Source organism: Micromonospora xinjiangensis (assembly GCF_056150165.1).
In genome coordinates, this window is record NZ_JAXCFO010000006.1 from 380,804 (window position 1) to 401,046 (window position 20,243).

Genomic DNA, 20,243 nt, shown 5'->3' on the forward strand with positions numbered 1-20,243 from the left:
ACTTCTCCTCGGGTGCGGGTGAGACGGTGGAGGTCAGGACGGGGCGCCGGTGGGCAGCGGCGCGGACCAGACGTCGGCGATCGACGGGTCGTAGCCGTCGCCGGTGTCGCGGAACCGCACCCGCACCAGGCCGTCGCGGGTCACTTCCGGCAGGTCGACGACGACCTGGTAGCCGACCGTGCCGGCGCCGCCCGCCGTCCGGCGCCAGGAGCGGGGATGAGCCAGCACCCCGTCGACGACGATCTCGTAGTCCTTCAGCTGCGCCTGGTCGTACGTCTCGACGGCGCGCAGCAGGAACGGCGCGCCGGGCGCGACGGCCAGGTCGAACTCGAACCAGCCGTCGGGGTAGGTGACGTTCGTGTAGCGGCGGGTCAGGCCGGCCTCGGTGTTCGTGCCGGAGTGCGGGGAGGCGGTGAGCCGGTGGGCCCGCTCCGACACCGGGTCGCCGAGGTCCACGTGGTCGTACGCCCCGGCCGGCGGGTTGGTGATCCGCACTCCGACGGTGAGCGGGTGCCGTTCGGCCTCGGTGCCGCCGGTCGCGACGGTGACCGCTGCGGGGCCCTCGGTGGTGGACAGCGGCGCGGTGAGGACGGTGGAGACGGTGGTCCGCGCGCCCGGGGCGAGGTGGTAGTCGGCCCCGGCCGGGTTCACCGTCCAGCCGTCGGGTGCGGTGGTGGTGAGGCGTCCGCTCACGGCGAGGGCGGCCCGGTTGTGCAGCACGGTGGTGAGCGTGGTGGCCGCGCCGGGGGCGACGGGGTCGGCGGCCGCCGACACGATCTCGACCGCCGGCACGGTGGTGACCGTTCCCGACACGGGCAGGGTGGCCGCGCCACCCCGGTAGCGGTAGCTCACCGCGCCGTCCACGGCACCGGTCGCGGGCGGCTGCCCGGCCGGGATCCGCAGGTCGTAGCGGTGTCGCACCGTGGCGCCGGGCGCGACCGTGGCCGGCTGGTCGCCGACGCGGCTCACCGTCCAACCGTCCGGGGCCGTCAGCCGGGTGCTCACCCCGGTCAGCGGCGCACCGCCGCCGTTGGTGAGGACGACCGTCGCGCGGACGACGTCGCCGGGCAGCCGCTCCCCCACCGGGAGGTCGAGCGTCACCACGGCCCCGACCAGCGTCGAGGACGCGGCGGAGAGCCGCTGGTCGACGCGGGTGAGCAGCGTGGCGTAACGGTCGGCGTGGGCCTTGTCGAGCCGGCCGAGGCCGACCTGCGTGCGCAGCCACCGGTCCACGTCGTCGACGGTGGCGAGGGAGCGGTGCGCGGCGGTGGCGGCGTCGCGGGTGTCGCGCGCCAGGTACGCCGCGCGGGCCTCCGCCGTCGTGACGCCGAGTCGGCCGAGCCGGGCGCGCAGGTACGCCGTCACGGGCCGGCCCAGCTCGTCGGCGAGGTCGTCGGTCAGCGCCGCGAGGTCCCGCACCGCGTCACCGGCCTCGCCCAGGTCGCCGAGCACCCGGTCGACGGCGAAGTCGTACGCCCCGGAACCGATCTCGTAGACGGCCACGGCGCCGTCTATGCGGACGAACCGCACGCCGTCGGCCCGGTCGGCGGGCCGGCCGCCCTCGGTCACCGCGTGCCGGGTCGGCGCCGGGACGCGTACGGTCGCGGTGACGTTGGCCGGGACGGTGAGGCGCAGGCGCATGTCGCCGCGGGCGTCGAGGCGCCAGTCGCTGCCGATGACGCCCTGCGCCGCGCGGTACGACGCCCGGGCGGAGGTGAGGCCGCCGCCGGGCTCGGGCGCGAACGTGAGGTGCGCGTACCCCGGGTTGGCGGGGTCGGGTCGGATGCCGGCGACGGTCCGGTACATCCAGTCGCCCACGGCGCCGTAGGCGTAGTGGTTGAAGGAGTTCATGGACACGTCGCCGAAGCTGCCGTCCGGCATGATCGAGTTCCAGCGCTCCCAGATGGTGGTCGCACCCCTGGCGATCTCGTAGCCCCAGGACGGGTAGGTGTCGTTGAGCAGCAGCCGGTACGCGACGTCGAGGTGGCCGGTCTCGCTCAGCGCCGGCAGCAGGTCGGGGGTGCCGAGGAAGCCGGTGGACAGGTGCCAGTCGTGGCGTCGCACGTTGTCGACGAGGCGGTCGGCGGCGCGGGCCCGCAGCGGGTCGGGCAGCAGGTCCATGCCGATGGCCAGCACGTACCCGGTCTGGCTGTCGCCCTGCACGGTGCCGTCCGCCGCGACGTAGGCGTCGACGAACGCCGCGGCGATGTCCGTGGCGAGCGCCGCGTAGCGGGCCGCGTCGGCGTCCCGGCCGATGGCGGCGGCCATCTCCCCCAGCAGCCGGATGCTGTACGCGTAGTAGGCGGTGCCGATCACCCCGGCGGGCGTCGGGTCGTCCAGGTTGAGCCAGTCGAGGTACGGCCCGGCGTTGGTGCGCAGCCTGCCCGAGCTGGTGCTCTCCAACCAGGACGCGTACCGCGTCATCGACGCGTAGTGCTCCTCGACGACCCGGGTGTCGCCGTAGCGCTGCCAGAGTGTGTACGGCACGGTGATGCCGGCGTCGCCCCATCCGGTCGCCCCGTCGCCGCAGCAGACCCGCGGCGCCACGTCGGGGTACGCGCCGTTGGCGGACTGGGCGTCACGCAGGTCCCGCAGCCACTTGGTGAGGAACGTGAGGCTGTCCATGTTGAACGTCGCGGTCTCGGCGAAGACGTTGATGTCGCCGGTCCAGCCGAGCCGCTCGTCGCGGGCCGGGGTGTCGGTCGGGATGGACAGGAAGTTGCCCCGCTGCCCCCAGGTGATGTTGCTGTGCAGTTGGTTCACCATCGCGCTGGAGGTCTCGAACTCGCCGGTGAGCTCCCCGTCGGTGTGCATGACCAGGCCGGTGACGGTGGACAGGTCGGGGGTGCCCGGGAAGCCGGTCAGCTCGACGTACCGGAAGCCGTGGAAGGTGAACGTCGGCTCGTAGACCTCGGCTCCGCCGCCCCGGAGGGTGTAGTGGTCGGTGGCGCGGGCCGAGCGCAGGTTGGCGGTGTACGCGGTGCCGTCGGGGTTGAGCACCTCGGCGTGCCGGACGCGGATGGTGGCGCCGGCGGGCCCGTCGACCCGCAGCCGCACCTTGCCGACCATGTTCTGCCCGAGGTCGACGATCCACGTTCCGGGGGTGGGCTGGGTCAGGGCGCGGGCCGTCAGCTCCTGCACGACCCGCACCGGCGGGTCGACCTGGGCGACGATCCGGCCGGTGGCGCGGGTGTCGTCGACGGTGGCGGCCGACCAGCCGGAGTCGTCGAACCCGGGCCGGTCCCAGCCGGACGGGAGCCGGCGCGCGTCGTACGTCTCGCCGTGGATCAGGTCGCTCTGCCGCAACGGCCCGGGCGTGGCCCGCCAGGAGCCGTCGGTGCGGACGGTCTCGCTGCGCCCGTCGGTGTAGTCGACGACGAGTTGCGCACTCAGGTGGGGGCGGGAGCCGTAGTGGTCGGTGCCGAACGAGGCGATGGTGCCGGAGTACCAGCCGTCCCCGAGCAGCGCGCCCAGGGCGTTGTCGCCCTGGCGGAGCTGACCGGTCACGTCGTAGGTCTGGTACTGCACGCGCTTGTCGTAGTCGGTCCAGCCGGGCGCCAGCTCGTGGTCGCCGACCCGCCGGCCGTTCAGCGACAGCTGGTAGACCCCGAGCGCGGTGGCGTAGATCCGGGCGCGGGCGATCTCGCCGTCGACCCGGAACCCGCGTCGCAGCAGCGGGTTCGCGTCCAGCGCGGTGAGCATCGCCTCGGTGGCGCCGGTGACGCGCAGGCCGTCCGCCGTGGGTGTGCCAGCGCCGAAGGGGTTCTCGCCGTCGGTGAGCGGTGCCGTGAAGAGAGTCGTGTCACCACTGGTCACCGAGAAGTCGGAGAAGACGCCGGTCTCGGCACCGTCGGTGCGCAGGCCGACCGAGCCGCCACGGTGCGCGCTGTCCCGGGTGACGTCGACCTGGGTGCCGTCCACCCAGGTCGTGATGGTGTCCCCGGAGGCGGTGATGCGCAGCGTGTGCGGGGCGGTCAGCCGGTCGGTCGGCACGACCTGGTCGAGCGGCACCTCCTTGAGCACCCGCCAGGCGCCGTCGACGCGCACGTGTGGGCGCAGCTTCGCCGTGCCGCCGACCACGGAGAACTGCCACATGTACCCGTTCGCCGGACCGTTGGCGCGCAGGTAGACGCCGGCCGCGTCGCGTTCCACGCGCACCGTCGTCCGCACCGTGTAGTCGGCCCACGTCTCGGTGGGTGACGGCAGGCCGATCCAGTCCGCCCGCCAGCCCTCGGCGCCGCCGACACCCGTCTCCCAGGAGGCGGGCGCGCTCCAGCCGGAGGACCGGCCGGCGGTGTCCCACACCCGGACCTGCCAGACGTACCGCGTGCGGGGGCGCGGCTGGGGGCCGGCGTACGGCACGAGGGTGCTCTGCCGGGATCGGACCCGGCCGCTGTCCCACACGTCGGGGTCGTCGAGGCGGTCGCTGCTCGTGGCGACGCGTACCTGGTAGGACTCCTGGACCACCCCACGGGCGGCGGAGTCGATCCGCCAGCCGAACCGGGGCCGTGGCAGGTCCAGGCCGATCGGGTCGGTGGCCCGTTCGGTGGTGAGACCGGCCACGGCGAGGGCCGCCTTCGCCGCGTTGGCGGCCGCGGGGGTCGCCGTGGCCGCCGTCGGTCCGAGGCCGACGAGCATCAGGAGCACTGTGGACAGCGCGAGTCCGCGCCGGGTCGGGAGCCTCATACCTGGTCCTCACCCTTCTCGGCGCCGGGCGGGCCGGCGGTCCGGGCGGCGGTCGGGCCGGCGGGACGCCCCGACCGTGGTCGGCGGTGGTGGGTGGCCGGGCCGACGGCGCGGCCCGGCCGTCGGTCAGCGTGGCGGGGCGGCCCGGTCGGCGACCGGCCGGAACTGGGACCGGCCGGAGCCGACCTCGAAGACGGCGCGGCCGTCCTCGACCCCGACGAACCTGGCTCTGCTCGGGCCGGCGGCCCGATAGGTCTTCCCCTCGGTGAGCGGCAGGGCGACCCGGGCGGTGACGTTCACCGGCACGTCCAGGTCGACGCGCAGGCCCGCGCCGGTGCGCCGCCAGTCGAGGCGTACCGCTCCCCGCTGGGTGGGCACGACGCCGGCCGCGTGGTCGAGCCCGACGGCGGGCGGCACGATGTCGACCCGGGCCGCGCCGGGGCTGGCGGTCCGGACGCCGAGCAGGGTCTCCTGCACGTCGACCACGGCCTGCGCGCCCCACCCGTGCGACTGGCTGAAGTTGCTGCCGGGGTCGAGCGTCCACGCCTCCCAGGTGAACGTGCCGCCTTGGGCGAGGATGTCGGCCCACCCGAGGTCGTCGGGGTTGGTCAGCAGCCGCAGCACGGCGTCGGGCCGGTCGGCGTCGGCCAGCGCCCGCAACAGCCAGTGCGCCGTCATGGGTCCCTGCTTCATGCCCATCGACGCCAGGTGCGCGGCCAGTGCCGGCCGGTCCGCCGCCGGGGCCACGCCGTGCGCGACGGCGTACGAGGTCGCGTGCTGGCCGGCGTGCGCGCTGGGGGCGCCGTCGGCCGACAGCCCGTCGACGTAGGCGCCGTCGGCGCGGCGCAGCCTGGTGTTCATCGCGTCGACGAGGTCGGTGGCGTGCCCGTCGTAGCCGGCGACCTCCGCGGCGGGTCGGCCGAGGGCCTCGGCCATCCGGGCGGTGGTACGCAGGACGTCGACGCCCTGGGCGTTGATGGTGGTGCGGGCCGCGGCGCTCATGTCGTAGCCGAACCGGCCGGGCTCGGGCCAGTCGACGATGCCGTACCGGTAGGCGCCGCTGCCGCCCGCGAGCTCGGTGACGAGGCCGGCGGTCGGGCCGGTGGCCGGGATGTGGCGCAGCACGTAGTCGGCGGTGTCCCGCACGAACGGGTACGCCTCGGCGAGGAGCTGACGGTCACCGGTCTCGCTCCAGTACCGCCACACCCAGTCGACGAACATCAGGGAGTAGTCGGGGATGTCGCGCTTGCCGTCGCCGTTGGGGTACACGGCGTTGTAGCGACCCCGGTCGGCGCCGGTGTTCCAGTAGCGGGCGGCCGAGCGGAGGAACTCCCGGATGGCCTGCTGGGTGGCGTCCCGCTCGCCGAAGGCGCCCATGGTGGCGTACGAGATGTTGGCGGCGTCGCCGAGGAACTGGCCCTTCTCGCGGGTGGGCGTGTCGACGAACGCCTCCTGGACGGAGTAGAGCGCGGAGCGCGTCATCATCGCCCAGACCGCGTCGAGCGTGGGATCGGAGCTGGCGAAGGTGGCCTCCCGGCCGGCCGGGACGTCGGTGTGCACCACGACGGCGGAGATGTCGCGCAGCGAGATGTCCTCGCCGGCGTCGGGGATCTCCAGATACCGGAAGCCGAGGTGGGTGAAGGCGCGGAACTGCTGGGGGCCGTCGCTCTGGATGTACGGGAAGCTCATGTCGGTGCCCTGGGACAACAGGGTGGACGTGGCGACCCGGCCGGTGTCGGTGAGGGTGTAGCCGGCCCGGATGGGGACCGTGCGCCCGGCGACGCCGGCGTCGAACCGGACGGCCGGGCGGGCGGGGACGACCACACCGAAGTCGGCGACCACCGTGCCGTCGGCGGCGGTGCGCAGGGCGACCGGGGCGACGGTGGTCTCGGTCAGCCGGGTCTCCTGGCCGACGAGGTGCGGGGACGACGCGGTCGGGTGCGCGCCGATCACCTCGGCGGCCGTGAAGGGCGCGACGGTGTCGTCGAAGCCGGGCCGCGTCCAGCCGGTCACCTCGGCGCGGGCGTCCTGCCGCTCGACCCGGTCGCCCTCGCCGTTGCGGCGTTCGGCGCCGGCCACGAACCGGGTGTCCCGGGCCACCCGCCACGATCCGTCGGTGACGAACACCTCGCGGGTGCCGTCGGCGTGCTCGACGACGAGCTTCATGAGCGCGCCGCGGGCCCCGGCGGGCCGGCCCTGGCCGCTGCCGTACCAGTGGTAACGCAGGCCGATGGCGAGCGGCCGGCCGGCGGTCACGAGGCGGGTCACGTCGGCCGCCTGGTAGTAGTCCTCGCCGGGGTAGCCGAAGGAGGTGCCGCGGTCGGCGCGCACGCCGTTGAGGTAGAGCTCGTAGGTGTGGTCGGCGGCGGTGTAGGCGCGGGCGCGGACGACCCTGCTCGCGCTGGGGCGCACCTCGGTGCGGGCCAGGGTGTAGTCGTCCGCCTCCGTGGTGGGCCGGCGGATCCAGCTCGCGCCCTCCCACTGGTCGTCGGGGATGCCGGTCTCGAAGGCGCCGGTGGCGGGCGGGGACTGGCGGCCGGTGCGGTCCCAGGTGCGCACGGTCCACCGGTACGCCGATCCGGGCCGCAGCGCGGGCCCGGCGTAGGGCACGTAGGACTGCTGGTCGGACGGGACCCTGCCGGAGTCCCAGACCGTGCGGCCACGGCTGTCGGCGACCGTGATCCGGTAGCCGGTCTGGACCTCGCCGGGGTCGGCGTCCCGGGGCAGCCAGCCGAAGCTCGGAGCGCCCTCCACGTTGAGCGGGTGTGGCCGGTCGTCGACGGTGAGGGCGACCGGCGCGGCCGGGGCGTGTCCCCGGGCGGCGAGTGCGGGTGGCGCCCCGGTGAGGACCGTCGCGGCGACCGTCGCGGCGGCGATGATCACGGTGGTCCGGCCCCGCCCGGCGAGTGGTCGTGAGTCGAAGATCCGAGGTGGCACGCCTGCCTCCCGCCTGTGAATCGTTTCAGGCAGGCTACGTGCTCGTCTCCGTCCTGTGAAGACGTCCGCCGTGGCCGGATCCGGCCACGAGGGACGGTCCGGCGAACGCGAACACCCTTCCCGTAGAGTGATCAAGGGCCTACCGTATGTCCCGACGGAGCCGGCGGAACGGGGGTGCCTCGTGGCGGAGTACGACTACATCGTCGTCGGCGCGGGAGCCGCGGGCTGCGTGCTGGCCAACCGGTTGAGCGCCGATCCGGGCACCCGGGTCCTGTTGGTCGAGGCGGGCGGCTGGGACCGCAGCCCCTACGTCCGCATCCCCAAGGGTTTCAGCAAGCTCATGGACGACCGGCGCACCGCCTGGCACTACCCCGCCGAGGTGGCGCCCGGGCAGCGGGAAACCTGGCAGCGCGGCCGGATCATCGGCGGGTCCAGCGCGATCAACGGCATGGTCTACGGCCGGGGCGACCGCGTCGACTACGACGAGTTGGAGCGTCTCGGCAACCCCGGCTGGGGTTGGGACACCATGCTGCCGATCTTCAAACGGCTGGAGGACAACCCGCTCGGCGCGGACGGGTCGCGCGGCACCGGCGGGCCGCTGCGGCTCTCCACCGCCACCGGCACCGACGAGCTCTGCGAGGAGATCATCGCGAGCGGCGAGGAGCTGGGCTGGCGCCGGGTCGACGACCTCAACGCCGACGACGGCGAGCGCATCGGCTACCTGATGGCGACCATCCGCGACGGCCGCCGGGTCAGCGCCGCCGAGGCGTTCCTGCGCCCGGTCCTCGACCGGCCCAACCTGACGGTCTCCGTGCGGACCGTCGTGCGCCGCCTGCTGATCCACAACGGACGCGCCCAGGGTGTACGCGTCCAGCGGGCGGGCGCGGTCGTCGACTGCTACGCCTCCGCCGAGGTCGTCCTCGCGGCCGGCGCGCTCGCCACACCGCACCTGCTCCAGGTCTCCGGCATCGGACCCGCGGACGTGTTGCGCGGCGCCGGGGTGCGGGTGCTGCTCGACCGGGCCCGGGTGGGCGCCGGCCTGCGCGAGCACCGCTCGGTGCCGCTCCAGTTCCGGCTGGCCGCCCGGGGCGGGTACAACCCCGCGCTCAGCACCGGCCTCGGTCAGGCCCGCGCCGCGCTGCGTTACCTGCTCACCCGCCGGGGCCCCCTGGCGCTCCCGGTGTCCGACGTCGGCGCCTACATCCGCTCCGGGCCCGAGGCCGACCGGCCCGACGCGCAGCTGCTGCTCGCCCCCTACTCGGCGGCGCCCCGGCGGCCGGGCCGGGCGCTGGAGCTGGAGTCGGAGCCGGGGCTCATGGGGCTCGTGGCGGTGACCCGGCCGCGGAGCGAGGGCTTCCTCGCCATCACCTCACCCGACCCGGATGCGCCCCCGCGGATCGTCGCCAACTACTTCGACGACCCGTACGACCGGCGGGTCGCCGTGAACGCCTTCCGGCGGGTGCGCGAGCTGTTCGCCACCGGTCCCATCGCCAAGCGGATCTCCACCGAGACGGTGCCCGGGCCGGCGGTCCAGGACGACGACGAGATCGTCCGGGCCTCGCTGGAGAACGGCTACTGCGGCTACCACGCGGTGGGCACCTGCGCCATGGGGCCGGACGACGACGCGGTGGTCGACGCCCGGCTGCGTGTCCGGGGCATCGCCGGCCTGCGGGTCGTCGACGCGTCGGTGCTGCCGGTGCTGGTCTCCGGCTACCTGAACGCCCCGGTGATGGCGCTGGCCTGGCGGGCCGCCGACCTCATCACGGACCACTGACCGGCGCGACGACCCCCGTCACAGGCCCTCGCACGGGTCCCCGTCGATCGCGCAGCTCTGGGGGCCCTCGGCGAACGCCGCGCTGTCCCGTACGTCGAACCTGATCGTCTGCGACCGGCCCGCCGCCAGGGAAGACCCGGTGAACGTGACCGTCTGCCCGTCCTGCCGCCACTCGGCGCCGTTGACCTTGCTGACCTCGCTGTCGTCGGAGAAGGTCACGACCACGCTCCAGGCCTTCCCCGCGACGGTGCCCGGGTTGGTGACCACCACCTCGCCGGTGTAGCCCAGGAGCCGGGAGGAGGTGGTCTGGTATCGGGCCGTCATGACCGGCCCGACGGTCGGCGGGGCCGAGCTGCGCGTACGGGAGGGCTTCGCCGAGGGGCTGCGGCTGGGGCTGGCGGTCGGGCTGGCCGTCCGGGTGGGGCGGGCCGCCGACGTGGCCGCCGGTCGACGGCTCGACGGGGCGGCGCTGCCACTCGGCGACTCGCTCCCCGCGGGCGCCGGTGGCGCCGCCGCCTGTGGCGTCTGGTCCGGGCGCAGCGCCCACACGGCCGCCCCGCCGGCCAGGAGCATGCCGACTCCGCCGGCGAGGAACACCATTCCCCGGCGGCCACGCGACCGTGCCGTGCCCGGCAGCGCCACGAGCGGCAGCTCCGTCGTCATGCCGGCGTCACCGCGACGCAGGTCGACCTGCTGGAAGGCGAACCAGTCGAGGATGGCGGGGAGCCGGTTGGTGAGCGCCTGCCGGTAGCTCTCCTCGCGGGCGTCGCGCAGCGGCGGCACCCACTCACCGTGCTCCAGCGTCTCCCGCACCGACAGGCGGCAGCCGTCGCTGATGGACGTGAGGGAGCAGGTCAACCGAGTACGGCGGTCCGCCTCCCGGCAGCGCAGCGTGATCAGTTCCGGGGCGCGCCGCTCGACCACCTCCGCCTCCACCACGGCATCGAAGCCGGGCAGCCCCGACGTGGCGAACCGCAGCCGGCCGGGCGACCCGTCGTCCGCCGCCACCTCCGTGAACCACCGGCCGAGCAGCCCTCGGTCCGTCAACGCGTGCCAGACCCGGTCGACGGGGTGGAACAGGTCGACCTGCGCACCGATCTCGATCACGGCGAGACTCTACGGTCCGCGGCGTCCCGCCGCTCGGGACGGGTCGGCGCGACGGCGCCGGGCCGGGGCGCCCGCACGGGGCCGGCTCAGGCCCCGGCCGGTGCGGGCTGCGCCCTCGGGGCAGCCTGCGGCGTCCCGGCGCGACGGATCGGTGTGCACAGTCCACCGAGGGCGATCAGGACGCACCCCGCGCCGGCCACCACAGTCACCACGGCCACGCCGAAGCGGCCGGCCGCCCAGGTCAGCACGGCCGCGCCCGCCGGGCCCAGCGAGTAGTGCGTGCTCCAGAAGGCCGAGGTGACCCGGCCGAGCAGGTGATCCGGTGTGATCTCCTGACGCAGCGACATCGAGGAGATACCGCCCACGCTGAGGCCGCACAGGTACACCGCGGTGAGGACGGTGACGGCCGGGACGTTCCCCGCGAGGCCCACGCCCGCGATCGCCAGACCGCACACCAGCTGCGCCCCGATCCACGCGGTGCCGAAGCCGCGACGGCGGCGCAGCGGCGCCACGAGCAGGGCGCCCGCGACGGTGCCCAGCGCGGCCAGGCCCAGCACGGTCCCGACCGTGCCGTCGGAGCCGCCGAGGTCGTGCTTGACGTGGTAGACCAGCACGTCGGTGAAGCCGTAGGTCAGGAAGACGAAGACCGACAGCAGGACGGTCAGCGCCCGCAGCACGGGTTCGCGCCAGAGGAATCGCGCTCCGGCGAGGAACTCGGTCACCGGTCCCTCCCGACGGCCAGCGGCACCGTCGCGCGAGGCGAGCGACCGGAACCGGATCAGCGCGAGCCCCACGGCGGAGAGCGCGAAGCTCGCGGCGTTGACGGCGATCGCGGCCGTGGCACCGAAGCGGGCCGACACCACGCCGGCGAGCAGCGGCCCGGCCACGGCCGCGAGCGCGTACGTGGCCTGCAACCGTCCGTTGGCCTCCGTGATCCGGTCCCGGTCCACCAGGTTGCGCACCGCCGCGACCGCCGCGATCTGGAACACCATCCCGGCCGCCTCGCTGATCGGCAGGACGACGAAGAGCAGCCAGACCTGCGGTCCGGCGAGCCAGGCCAGCGGAACGAGGCTGTAGAGCACGAGCCGCGCGAGGTCCGCCGCGATCATCAGCGTGCGCCGGTCGTACCGGTCGACGAGGACACCGCCGAAGACCCCCGCGCCCACGGACGCGGCCCCGGCCACGGCGGTGAGCAGGCCCATCTGCGCGACCGACCCGGTGGCGTGCAGCACCAGCAGCGGGACGGCGAGGTAGGCGAACGCGTCACCCGCGGCCGAGAGCGACTGCGCCGCCCAGTACGTGCCGAAGGCGCGGTCCCGCCACAGGGACGCACGAGCGGTGGCCGGGCCTGGGTTCATGGCGGCAGGCTACCGGTCCGAGGGTCAGCGCTCCGGCAGGAGCGCCCGGTAGTCGGCCAGGGTGAGTGGATCCTGGGAGAGGGAACCGTCGGCCCGCGGCACGTCCAACGGCCGCCCGTCCCGCCGGAACGAGACCCGCTCCACGTCGGGGCGGGTGGTGAGCGTGCAGACGATCTGTCCGAAGGCGAGCACCTCGTCGCTGCGCCCGGTGTCCTCCCCGGCGGCCCGGACGTCCACCTCGGCCAGCGTGCCGGTGACCCGGACGCCGGCCACGACCACCGTGCCGGGCAGGGCGCTGGTGCTCCCCGCCTCCCGCTCCATGGCGGACGGCCCGGCCAGCAGGTGCTGGAGGTGCAGGTCGACGCCGGGCAGCGCCTCGACCCGTCGTACGGCGCGGTCCAGCCGGTCGTCCCGGACGAAGCAGAGGGTCTCGTCGACCCGGCCCGTGGCGGCGGTCGGGCTGGCCGTCGCGGGCGTCGGGAACGGGCCGGGCGGCGCCTGGACGCGGCGAGGCGCGTCGTCGACCGGCACCCCGCAGCCGCCGACGAGCAGCGCGACGAGGAGGACCACCCCCGCGCGGCGGCTCACGGCAGGCATCCCGGCAGCTCGACCCGGAACCGGGCCCCGCCCTCGGGGCGGTCGACGACGAGGGCGCGTCCGCCGTGCGCGGCGGCGTGCTGGTCGACGAGCGCCAGCCCGAGACCCGTGCCGTCGCTGTCCGCGCGGGAGTGCGCCGCCCGGCCGCGGACGAAGCGGTCGAAAATGGCCTCCCGGTCGGTGGCGGGCACGCCCGGGCCGTCGTCGTCCACCTCCAGCACACCCGTCTCGGGCGGGTGGGACGAGAGGCGTACGGCGACCGGGCCACCGCCGTACCGGATCGCGTTGTCGAGCAGGTTCAGCAGGATCTGCTCGAACCGGCGCCGGTCGACCAGCCACTCCGTCGTCGACCCGGGGCCGGCCCGGACCAGGTCGGCGGGGAGGCCGCGCGCGCGGCAGGTCTCCCGGGCCAGCGTCACCACGTCGACCAGTTCGCGCTGGGCGGGCTGCTCGGTGCGGGCGAGTTCGATGAGGTCGTCGACGAGACGCTGGAAGCGGGTGATCTCCTCGGCGACCAGTCGCGCCGCGGTCGCCGTACGCTCGTCGTGGTGTTCGCGGCGGCGGCCCAGGACGCTCGCGGCGGCGGCGAGGGTCTGCAACGGCGACCGCAGCTCGTGGCTGACGTCGGCGGCGAAGCGGCGATCCCGGTCGATGCGCTCCACCAGTTCGTCGACCATCCGGTTGAACGAGGTCGACAGCCGGGTCAGGTCCGGGTCGGTGGTCACGTCGAGGCGGGTGGTGTAGTCGCCGGCCGCGATCCGCTCGGCGGCGTCGGCCACCGCGGTGAGCGGGCGCACGCTGTGCCGGGTGGCGTACCAGCCGAGGGCCGCGCCGGACCCGGCCGTCATGATGGCCACGGCGGTCAGCGTGAGCGCGACCACCCGCAGCGTCTGCGCGACCTCGCGCAGCGAGGTGAGTTCGTAATAGCTGGTGGTGTCCGACACCGGGACCCCGACCAGCAGGGTGGGCTGGCCGGCCACCGTGATCCGCTGCACCGCGGCGTCACCGGAGCGCACCACCTGTTGCAGGTCCCCCGGGACCGGGCTGCCGTTGATCTCGGCCGAGCGGCTGTGCCAGCGGCCGTCGCGGTGCAGCAGCGGGCGGCGGCTGCTGCCCGTGTCCAGGGACCGCAGCACCTCGACGACGTCGGGAGCCTCGGTGTCGAGACCGGCACGCACGACGGCGGCGTCGTAGTAGGCGGCGCGCACCGCCGTCCGCTCCCGCTCCTCCAGGAGTGAGCGCCGGGTCAGGTCGTACGAGAAGAGCGCCATCGACGCGGCCAGCAGCAGGGCGCCGACGGCGAACGCGGCGGTGACCCGTGCCCGCAGTCCGAGACGTGTCATCGCTGCAACTTGTAGCCGAGACCCCGGAGTGTGACCAGGTGCCGCGGGTTGGCCGGATCCTCCTCGATCTTCTGCCGCAGCCGTCCGACGTGCACGTCGACCAGGCGCTCGTCCCCGGTGTCGTACCCCCAGACGCGTTGCAGCAGTTGCCGGCGGGACAGCACCCGGCCGGCGTGCTCGGCCAGCTCGCAGAGCAGCCGGAACTCGGTGCGGGTGACCGGCACCACCTCGCCGGCCCGGCGCACCTCGCCGGCCTCGGGGCTGACCTCCAGGTCACCGAAGACCTGGCTGCTCACCGGTGCCGCCCCGGCACGACCCCGGCGGCGCAGCGCCCGCAGCCGCGCCGACAGCTCCTTGATCGCCACCGGCTTCACCACGTAGTCGTCGGCACCCGCCTCCAGCGCGGCCACGATGTCGTGGGTGTCGTCCCGCGCGCTGATCACCACGATCGGCACGTCGTCGTCGCGCCGCAACTGCCGGATGCACTCGAACCCGTCCATCCCCGGGAGCATGAGGTCGACCAGCACGTTCTCCGCCGGCTCGGCGCGTTGCCGCCGCAACCCCTCCTCCGCCGTCGGCACGCCGTGCGCCTGGTAGCCCTCCTCTTCGAGCGCGAGCAGCAGCGCCAGCCGGATGCGGTCGTCGTCCTCGATCACCAGCACGGCCGTCATATCGGCATCATCCCCGCCGGGCGGGGGCAGGCCCAACCGTGGTCGCCGTTCCCCGGATTTGTCACACAACTGTCATGGAACCGCGTGGCCACCTCCAAGATCGTCACCCAGGGTGATAGCCAGGCCCTGCCGGCGCGTGGCACGGGTCCGGGGCCGGGGTCGGCTCGCGAGCGGGCACGGGCACCGGCCGCGTCGTCCCGCGCGTGACGAAGGAGGTGCGCGTGAGCGGCGAGACCCTGGTCCACGCACTGGTCGTCGGGCTCGCCGTGGGCGTGGTCGGGCGGTGGGCGGTGCCCGGGCGCCGGGTCGCGCCCTTCTGGCTGACCCTCTCCCTCGGCGTGGCCGCCGCGCTGCTCGGCTCGATCGTCGCGCGGGTGGCCGGCGCCGACGTCGACGGTCTGCCCGGCCTCCGGCTGGCGGTCCAGGCGGGCTGCGCCGCCGCCGCGGTGCTGCTGGCCCTCGTGACGGCCGGCCGTCGGCACCGCGACTCGCCGACCGTTCCCGACGGCGCGGGCACCCTCCGGCGACGCTGACCGATCCCACCCCCGCAGGCCACCGATCGCGCCGTTCCCCACGGCCCGCGACGAACGAGAGGACCGACGATGACCGTCGTACCCGCGGATCACCTCATGACCCTGATCTGCGACGGCTGCGGCGACACGATCACCGGCACGGCGTGCGTCCTCCCCGACGCGGAGGTCGTCTGGACGCTGGTCTTCGAGAACGGTTGGGTCGGCTCCCCCTTCGCCTCCGGCCCGCACCACTGCCCCCGCTGCGCGCTCACGCTGCCCGAGGAGGGGCCCGCCGGGAAGCCGGCCGCGGGCGCGCAGGGGCTCGCCATCGACTACCTGGACGAGGTCGGTGAGCCCCTCACCGCCGCCGAGCCCGACTCGCGGGAGATGGTGCGGCGGGCGCTGCGGGACGCCGCCGACCTCGGCGACCGGGTCCTCGTCGACCTCGGTGAGGTGGACGTCATCGACCCGGTCGGCCTGGGCCTGCTGGTCCGCGCCCACCAGGAGGCCCGGCAGCGCGGCAAGACGCTCTACCTGGTCGCGCCGTCCCGGTTCGTCCTGACCGTGCTGCACACGATGCGCCTCGACGGGGTGCTCGCCGTGGCGGAGACCCGCGACGCGGCGGCGTTCGGCCCGCGCGAGAGCGACCCGCCCGGGGCGGGCCACCCGGCTCCGCCCGGCCCCACCTCGGGCGGAGCCGCCGACACCGCCCCGCCGGACACCGCCCCACCCGACCGCGTCGACACCGCACCGCCCGGCCGGACCGAGACCGCCGGCGCCCGCGCGACGCGGACCTGATCACCGACGAACCGACGCACCACCCGGAGGAGACACCCGTGCCACCCTGGCCCGACGACGCCGCGCACCCCTACACACCCCCGCCCGAGCCGCTGGGCGACGACATCCGGCTCTCCACGCTCGTCGCCCAACGGCTGGCCGCCGACTGGACGACCCGCAACCAGCAGATCGAGGTCACCGTGCAGAACCGGGTGGTGATCCTCTCCGGCGTGGTGGCCAGCGCGGACGTGCGCCACGTCGCGGCCGAACTCGCCTGGGACGTGCCCGGCGTCTTCGACGTGTGCAACACCCTTCGCCTGGCGGGCCGCCGGCGCGGCCAGGGATGAGCGGGATGTCGATCACGTCGGTGATCCGCTCCTCGGGGACGGTCGTCCTGGCGCTGCGCGGTTCGGTGGGGCGCCTCGACCTGGACGCCTTCCGCACGGCGATCGGCGACGCGCTCAGGGCGCACCGCCCCGGGAGCTGGAGGTGGACTTCTCCGGCGTGTTCGAGCTGGACCCGGGCGTGGCGGGGACGGTCGCCGCCGTCATCGGCGCGGCCGGCGACGGCGCCACCCGCGTCCGCGTCGTGCGCGCTCCCGCGGCCGTGCGCCAGGAGCTGCGGCTGCGCGGCGACGAGCACCTGCTGGCCTGAGCGCCCGCGGGGCGGGTGGCCGACCCCGGTCAGGTGCGCAGCTCGTTGAGCTTGTCCCGGGCGACGCTCGCCAACGTCGCGATCTTGCGCGGCTGACCCCGCAGGAACGACTCGGTGAAGCGCTTCGCCTGCTCGTAGTTGACCTTGCCGGGCATCGGCGGCTCGTCGGCGTTGACGTCGCAGTCGACCAGCGCGGGCCCCGGGTGCGCCAGCGCCTGCCTGATCGCGTCGGGCAGCGCGGCCGGATCGGTGACCTTGACGCCGAAGCCGCCGCAGGCCCGGGCCCAGGCGCCGAAGTCGGCCTCCGGGGGGCGGTGCCGCACGGCGTACTCGGGGTAGCCGAGCAGGATCTGCTCCCAGAGGATCTCGCCGTAGGCGTTGTTGTTGTTGACGATCACCTTGATCGGCAGCTCGTGCCGTACGGCGGTGAGGAACTCGGCCATCAGCATGGCGAACCCGCCGTCACCGACGAACGCGATGACCTGCCGGCCGGGGTACGCGTGCTGGATGGCGATCGCGTACGGCAGGCCCGGCGCCATGCTCGCGAGGTTGCCGGAGAGGTAGTACTCGCGGCCGCCCCGAATCGTCCAGTGCCGGGCCGACCAGGTGGTGATGGTGCCGGAGTCGCAGGTCAGGATCGCGTCGTCGGCGGCGGCCTCGTCGACGCAGCCCATCAGGTACTGGGGCGCGATCGGGTGCCGCCCCGGGTCCCGCAGGCTCGCCATGTCGGCGTGCCAGGTCCGCGTCTCGTGCTGGTACTTCTCCAGGAACGACCGGTCGTCACGCCGGTCCACCAGCGGCAGCAGGTGACGCAGGGCCAGCCGGGCGTCCGCGCAGACACCCACGGCCAGCGGCAGCCGCATGCCGATGAGGCTCGGGTCGACGTCGATCTGCACCACCCGGGCCTGGCCGGGCGAGGGCAGGTACTTCCCGTACGGGTAGGAGGTGCCCACCATCAGCAGGGTGTCGCACTCCTCCATCAGGTCCTCGCTCGGCCGGGTGCCGAGCAGCCCGAGGCCGCCGGTGGTGAGCGGATGGTCGTCGGGCACGACGTGCTTGCCGGGCAGGGTCTTGACGACGGGGCTGGCCAGCGCCTCCGCCAGGGCGAGCACCTCCTCGCGCGCGCCCCGCGCCCCGGCGCCGACCAGCATGGCCACCTTGCGGCCCTGCCGGAGCACGTCGGCCGCCCGGGCGATCTCCTCCGGGTCGGGCGACAGCCGCGGGAGGGCGACCATCGCGCTGCTCGACGGGGGCGTGCCCGGGCTGACGTGCCGGTACGGGTCCTCGCCGATCGGGGCCACCTGGATGTCGTTGGGGAAGGTCAGGTGCGCCACGGTCCGCTTGCTCAGCGCGTTGCGGATGGCCAGGTCCACCACCGCCGGCATCTGCTGCGGGTTGGTGACCATCAGGTTGTACGCGGCCACGTCGTGGAAGAGCTGCGTGGTGTGCACCTCCTGCTGGTACTGCGCGCCGAGCACCGAGGTCTCCTGCATGCCGGTGATCGCCAGCACCGGCACGTGATCGAGCTTGGCGTCGTAGAGGCCGTTGAGCAGGTGGATGGCGCCCGGCCCGGAGGTGGCGGCGCAGACGCCGAGGCGGCCGGTGGCCTTCGCGTACCCGGTGGCCATGAAGGCGGCCGCCTCCTCGTGGTGCACCAGGACGAACCGCAGCTTCTCCCGGTGCCGGCGGAAGCCCTCCATGAGGCCGTTGATCCCGTCGCCCGGCAGGCCGAAGATCGTGTCCACCCCCCACTCCACCAGCCGGCGGGCCAGGCTCTCGCCAACGATCTCCTGCACGTCGTCCTCCTGGTGGTGGGGCTCGGCCGTCACCCGCCATCTTCGGGGACGAGCAGCGGGATATCCCCGCAAAGAGGAGAAATGCCCCAGGTCGGAGGGTCCACCCCGAGGAGGTGCGCGGCGTCAGCGCTCCCGCGCCGTGTCGGTACGGGCCTGGTGCCGCCCGTCACCGCCCGCCGCGGCGCCGGCCGGCAGGATCCGGTTGGCGGTGGTGGAGACGGCGTCCCGCAGCTCGTCGGCGATGCGCGCCGGCTTGCCTCCGGCGGACCGCAGCTGGTCCAGACCCAGCCTGCCCAGGAACGCGGCGGCCACCACGTAGCCCCCGGTCAGCCCCGCGACGGCGAGCCGGCGGGGCAGGAACGATTCGAGCATCCGGAGCACGGTGGTGGACGCCGCCCCGACGGCGAGCACCGCGCACCCACCCGCCGCGCCGAGCAGCACGACGCCGATCCCCGCCGGCCGGAGAGCGGCCACCAGCTCACCGCGCACCGTCCGCACCTCCGCGCGGACCACCTCGGCCACGCTCTCCGCGAGGCTGTCGGACGGGCCACCCCGCCGCCCGTCACCACGCGACCCACCTGCGACGACATCACTCATTTCCGCTCCCCTCGGCTCGTTCCGGGCCGCCTGGGTACCCGGCGAGCGGGGCGGCATTCGGGCACCGGCGAGGGGATCGGTGCGCTGATCCGCGAGCCCCCGCCGCCACCGTTTCGCCGCGCGACCGAGGCCCGCGACGTCAGAAGGTCGGGCCGCCACCGTCCGCCCACTCCCGACGGTGTGCGGTGGCGCGGTCGGTGCGCGGTGGCGCGCGGGGGTCATGCTCGAAGCATGGTCCGTTTCCTGCTGAACGTGCTGTGGCTGGTGTTCGGCGGCGGCATCGTCCTCGCGATCGGGTACGGCGTCGCCGCGCTGATCTGCTTCGCCCTGGTCGTCACCATCCCGTTCGGCGTCGCCGCCCTGCGCCTGGCCGTCTACTCGCTCTGGCCGTTCGGCCGCACGGTGGTGCCGAAGCCGGGCGCGGGCATCGGCTCCGGACTGGCCAACATCCTGTGGGTGGTGCTGGCGGGCTGGTGGCTGGCGCTGGGCCACGTCGTCGCCGGGGTCGCGCTCTGCGTGACGATCATCGGGATCCCCTTCGGCATCGCCAACTTCAAGCTGGTGCCGGCGGCGTTCTGGCCGCTGGGCCGGGAGGTCGTCGACACGCCCTGAGCGGCAGCACCGTCGACGCCGGAGCGGCACGGGCACCGGCACCGGCACGACGGCGCGGGGTTGGTGCCGGCACGACGGCCCGGTGCCGAGCCGGCGCAGCCATCACGCAGCGTAAGGGGACGGAATCCCACCATAGGTGACGGCGCGGTCGGCGACGCCACATCTCTTCGGCGCCTTTGCTCTGCCACCCTATGTGCACCACCGTCCTGACCTGCGAGTTCCGCAGTTCGCATCAACCTCGACGGGTCGGAGCCGGTCACAGCGCGTGGCTGGCGCATCGGGGGGTGCGGAGCAAAGGCGGTTGGCGGGGGTACCGGGGACGACGGCATCGCCACGGCGGGTGATGCCGGTCACCGGAGGCTGCCGCCGTCGGAAGCCGCGTCCGTCGGCACGTGGGTCCCAGGCCGACTCCGCTTGCGCACCACGACGAGAGCGGGCGCGACGCCGGGCGGCCAGAGGTCGACCGCCATCCGTCGGCGCAACCCGCGTCGTGTTCCGCCGGGGAACGGGAGGACCAACAGCGCCGGAGAGCACGCGGCCCGGAGACCCCCGCGCAGAGGGCACCGACGCGGCCGGGGTGGGGTGCGGCGCGAAGCAGACAGCCGTTGCCGGACGGGAGGAACGACGCGGACCCGGCGGTCACGCCCAACCGGGCACCTATCGCGCACGGCCGGAGGGCGGTGGAGGGGCCGTCACCCAGGACTGCCATGATCAGCCCGTGGCCGCTGCCGACAGTAGTCGACCAGCGGGTCTGACCCTGGTCACGGGCATGGAACGACACGAGTGTACTCGCCGTTACAGCCCGTGACGAATGTGGTACGG

The 20,243-nt window shown here is 74.6% G+C and carries 14 protein-coding genes and 1 pseudogene; 6 read left to right on the top strand and 9 right to left on the bottom strand.

Annotation, left to right across the window (positions count from 1 at the left end; translation table 11 throughout):
• Positions 1 to 33: 33 nt before the first annotated feature.
• Both SM573_RS23255 and SM573_RS23260 read right to left on the bottom strand, forming a co-directional pair.
• Positions 34 to 4,686, bottom strand: a complete 4,653-nt coding sequence (locus SM573_RS23255; protein ID WP_474617049.1) for a family 78 glycoside hydrolase catalytic domain — start codon at positions 4,684 to 4,686, stop codon at positions 34 to 36.
• Positions 4,687 to 4,812: 126 nt separating this feature from the next.
• A complete protein-coding gene (locus SM573_RS23260; protein WP_474617050.1) occupies positions 4,813 to 7,623 on the bottom strand; it encodes a family 78 glycoside hydrolase catalytic domain in 2,811 nt (936 codons plus the stop codon).
• 181 nt (positions 7,624 to 7,804) lie between these two features.
• Between SM573_RS23260 and SM573_RS23265 the strand changes: the two genes are divergently transcribed.
• Positions 7,805 to 9,397, top strand: coding sequence for a GMC family oxidoreductase (locus tag SM573_RS23265; RefSeq protein ID WP_474617051.1), 1,593 nt, complete (start codon positions 7,805 to 7,807; stop codon positions 9,395 to 9,397).
• Positions 9,398 to 9,415: 18 nt separating this feature from the next.
• On the opposite strand, the gene SM573_RS23270 is transcribed toward SM573_RS23265, so the two are convergent.
• The 5 genes from SM573_RS23270 to SM573_RS23290 all read right to left on the bottom strand — a co-directional run bounded on the left by SM573_RS23270 (position 9,416) and on the right by SM573_RS23290 (position 14,473).
• Positions 9,416 to 10,504 carry a cellulose binding domain-containing protein gene (locus tag SM573_RS23270; protein WP_474617052.1) on the bottom strand — a complete coding sequence of 363 codons (1,089 nt, stop codon included), beginning with the start codon at positions 10,502 to 10,504 and terminating at the stop codon, positions 9,416 to 9,418.
• Between the two features lie 86 nt (positions 10,505 to 10,590).
• A complete protein-coding gene (locus SM573_RS23275; RefSeq protein ID WP_474617053.1) occupies positions 10,591 to 11,862 on the bottom strand; it encodes an MFS transporter in 1,272 nt (423 codons plus the stop codon).
• A 24-nt stretch (positions 11,863 to 11,886) separates the two neighbouring features.
• Positions 11,887 to 12,459, bottom strand: coding sequence for a GerMN domain-containing protein (locus SM573_RS23280; RefSeq protein ID WP_474617054.1), 573 nt, complete (start codon positions 12,457 to 12,459; stop codon positions 11,887 to 11,889).
• Positions 12,447 to 13,802, bottom strand: coding sequence for a sensor histidine kinase (locus SM573_RS23285; protein ID WP_474617055.1), 1,356 nt, complete (start codon positions 13,800 to 13,802; stop codon positions 12,447 to 12,449). Before SM573_RS23285 ends, SM573_RS23280 begins: the two co-directional genes overlap by 13 nt.
• Positions 13,799 to 14,473, bottom strand: coding sequence for a response regulator transcription factor (locus SM573_RS23290; RefSeq protein ID WP_474610691.1), 675 nt, complete (start codon positions 14,471 to 14,473; stop codon positions 13,799 to 13,801). The genes SM573_RS23285 and SM573_RS23290 overlap by 4 nt, the downstream gene beginning before the upstream one ends.
• 221 nt (positions 14,474 to 14,694) lie before the next feature.
• On the opposite strand from SM573_RS23290, the gene SM573_RS23295 reads away from it, so the two are divergent.
• The 4 genes and pseudogenes from SM573_RS23295 (at position 14,695) to SM573_RS23310 (ending at position 16,416) form a co-directional block, all read left to right on the top strand.
• The gene (locus SM573_RS23295; protein WP_474617056.1) at positions 14,695 to 15,006 is read left to right on the top strand and encodes a hypothetical protein; all 312 of its coding nucleotides are present in this window, start codon (positions 14,695 to 14,697) and stop codon (positions 15,004 to 15,006) included.
• Positions 15,007 to 15,075: 69 nt separating this feature from the next.
• Positions 15,076 to 15,624, top strand: a pseudogene (locus tag SM573_RS23300) (STAS domain-containing protein); the annotation flags it as partial.
• A 197-nt stretch (positions 15,625 to 15,821) separates the two neighbouring features.
• Positions 15,822 to 16,109: a BON domain-containing protein gene (locus SM573_RS23305; protein ID WP_474617057.1), complete on the top strand. Its 288-nt coding sequence runs from the start codon at positions 15,822 to 15,824 to the stop codon at positions 16,107 to 16,109.
• A gap of 142 nt (positions 16,110 to 16,251) precedes the next feature.
• The gene (locus SM573_RS23310) at positions 16,252 to 16,416 is read left to right on the top strand and encodes a hypothetical protein (RefSeq protein ID WP_474617058.1); all 165 of its coding nucleotides are present in this window, start codon (positions 16,252 to 16,254) and stop codon (positions 16,414 to 16,416) included.
• Positions 16,417 to 16,445: 29 nt separating this feature from the next.
• On the opposite strand, the gene SM573_RS23315 is transcribed toward SM573_RS23310, so the two are convergent.
• Both SM573_RS23315 and SM573_RS23320 read right to left on the bottom strand, forming a co-directional pair.
• Positions 16,446 to 18,245 carry a thiamine pyrophosphate-dependent enzyme gene (locus SM573_RS23315; protein WP_474617059.1) on the bottom strand — a complete coding sequence of 600 codons (1,800 nt, stop codon included), beginning with the start codon at positions 18,243 to 18,245 and terminating at the stop codon, positions 16,446 to 16,448.
• 90 nt (positions 18,246 to 18,335) lie between these two features.
• Positions 18,336 to 18,809, bottom strand: coding sequence for a phage holin family protein (locus SM573_RS23320; protein WP_474610696.1), 474 nt, complete (start codon positions 18,807 to 18,809; stop codon positions 18,336 to 18,338).
• 231 nt (positions 18,810 to 19,040) lie between these two features.
• Here SM573_RS23320 and SM573_RS23325 point away from each other — a divergent pair, with 231 nt between their 5' ends.
• Positions 19,041 to 19,421 (top strand): YccF domain-containing protein, encoded by a 381-nt coding sequence (locus SM573_RS23325; RefSeq protein WP_474617060.1) that lies wholly within the window; start codon positions 19,041 to 19,043, stop codon positions 19,419 to 19,421.
• Positions 19,422 to 20,243 lie beyond the last annotated feature (822 nt).

Excerpts from the sequence above, each read along its gene's own strand:
- SM573_RS23285 (WP_474617055.1), bottom strand. The coding sequence starts at position 13,802 with ATGACACGTCTCGGACTGCGGGCACGGGTCACCGCCGCGTTCGCCGTC.
- SM573_RS23255 (WP_474617049.1), bottom strand. The coding sequence starts at position 4,686 with ATGAGGCTCCCGACCCGGCGCGGACTCGCGCTGTCCACAGTGCTCCTG.
- SM573_RS23325 (WP_474617060.1), top strand. The coding sequence starts at position 19,041 with ATGGTCCGTTTCCTGCTGAACGTGCTGTGGCTGGTGTTCGGCGGCGGC.
- SM573_RS23320 (WP_474610696.1), bottom strand. The coding sequence starts at position 18,809 with ATGAGTGATGTCGTCGCAGGTGGGTCGCGTGGTGACGGGCGGCGGGGT.
- SM573_RS23290 (WP_474610691.1), bottom strand. The coding sequence starts at position 14,473 with ATGACGGCCGTGCTGGTGATCGAGGACGACGACCGCATCCGGCTGGCG.
- SM573_RS23280 (WP_474617054.1), bottom strand. The coding sequence starts at position 12,459 with ATGCCTGCCGTGAGCCGCCGCGCGGGGGTGGTCCTCCTCGTCGCGCTG.
- SM573_RS23275 (WP_474617053.1), bottom strand. The coding sequence starts at position 11,862 with ATGAACCCAGGCCCGGCCACCGCTCGTGCGTCCCTGTGGCGGGACCGC.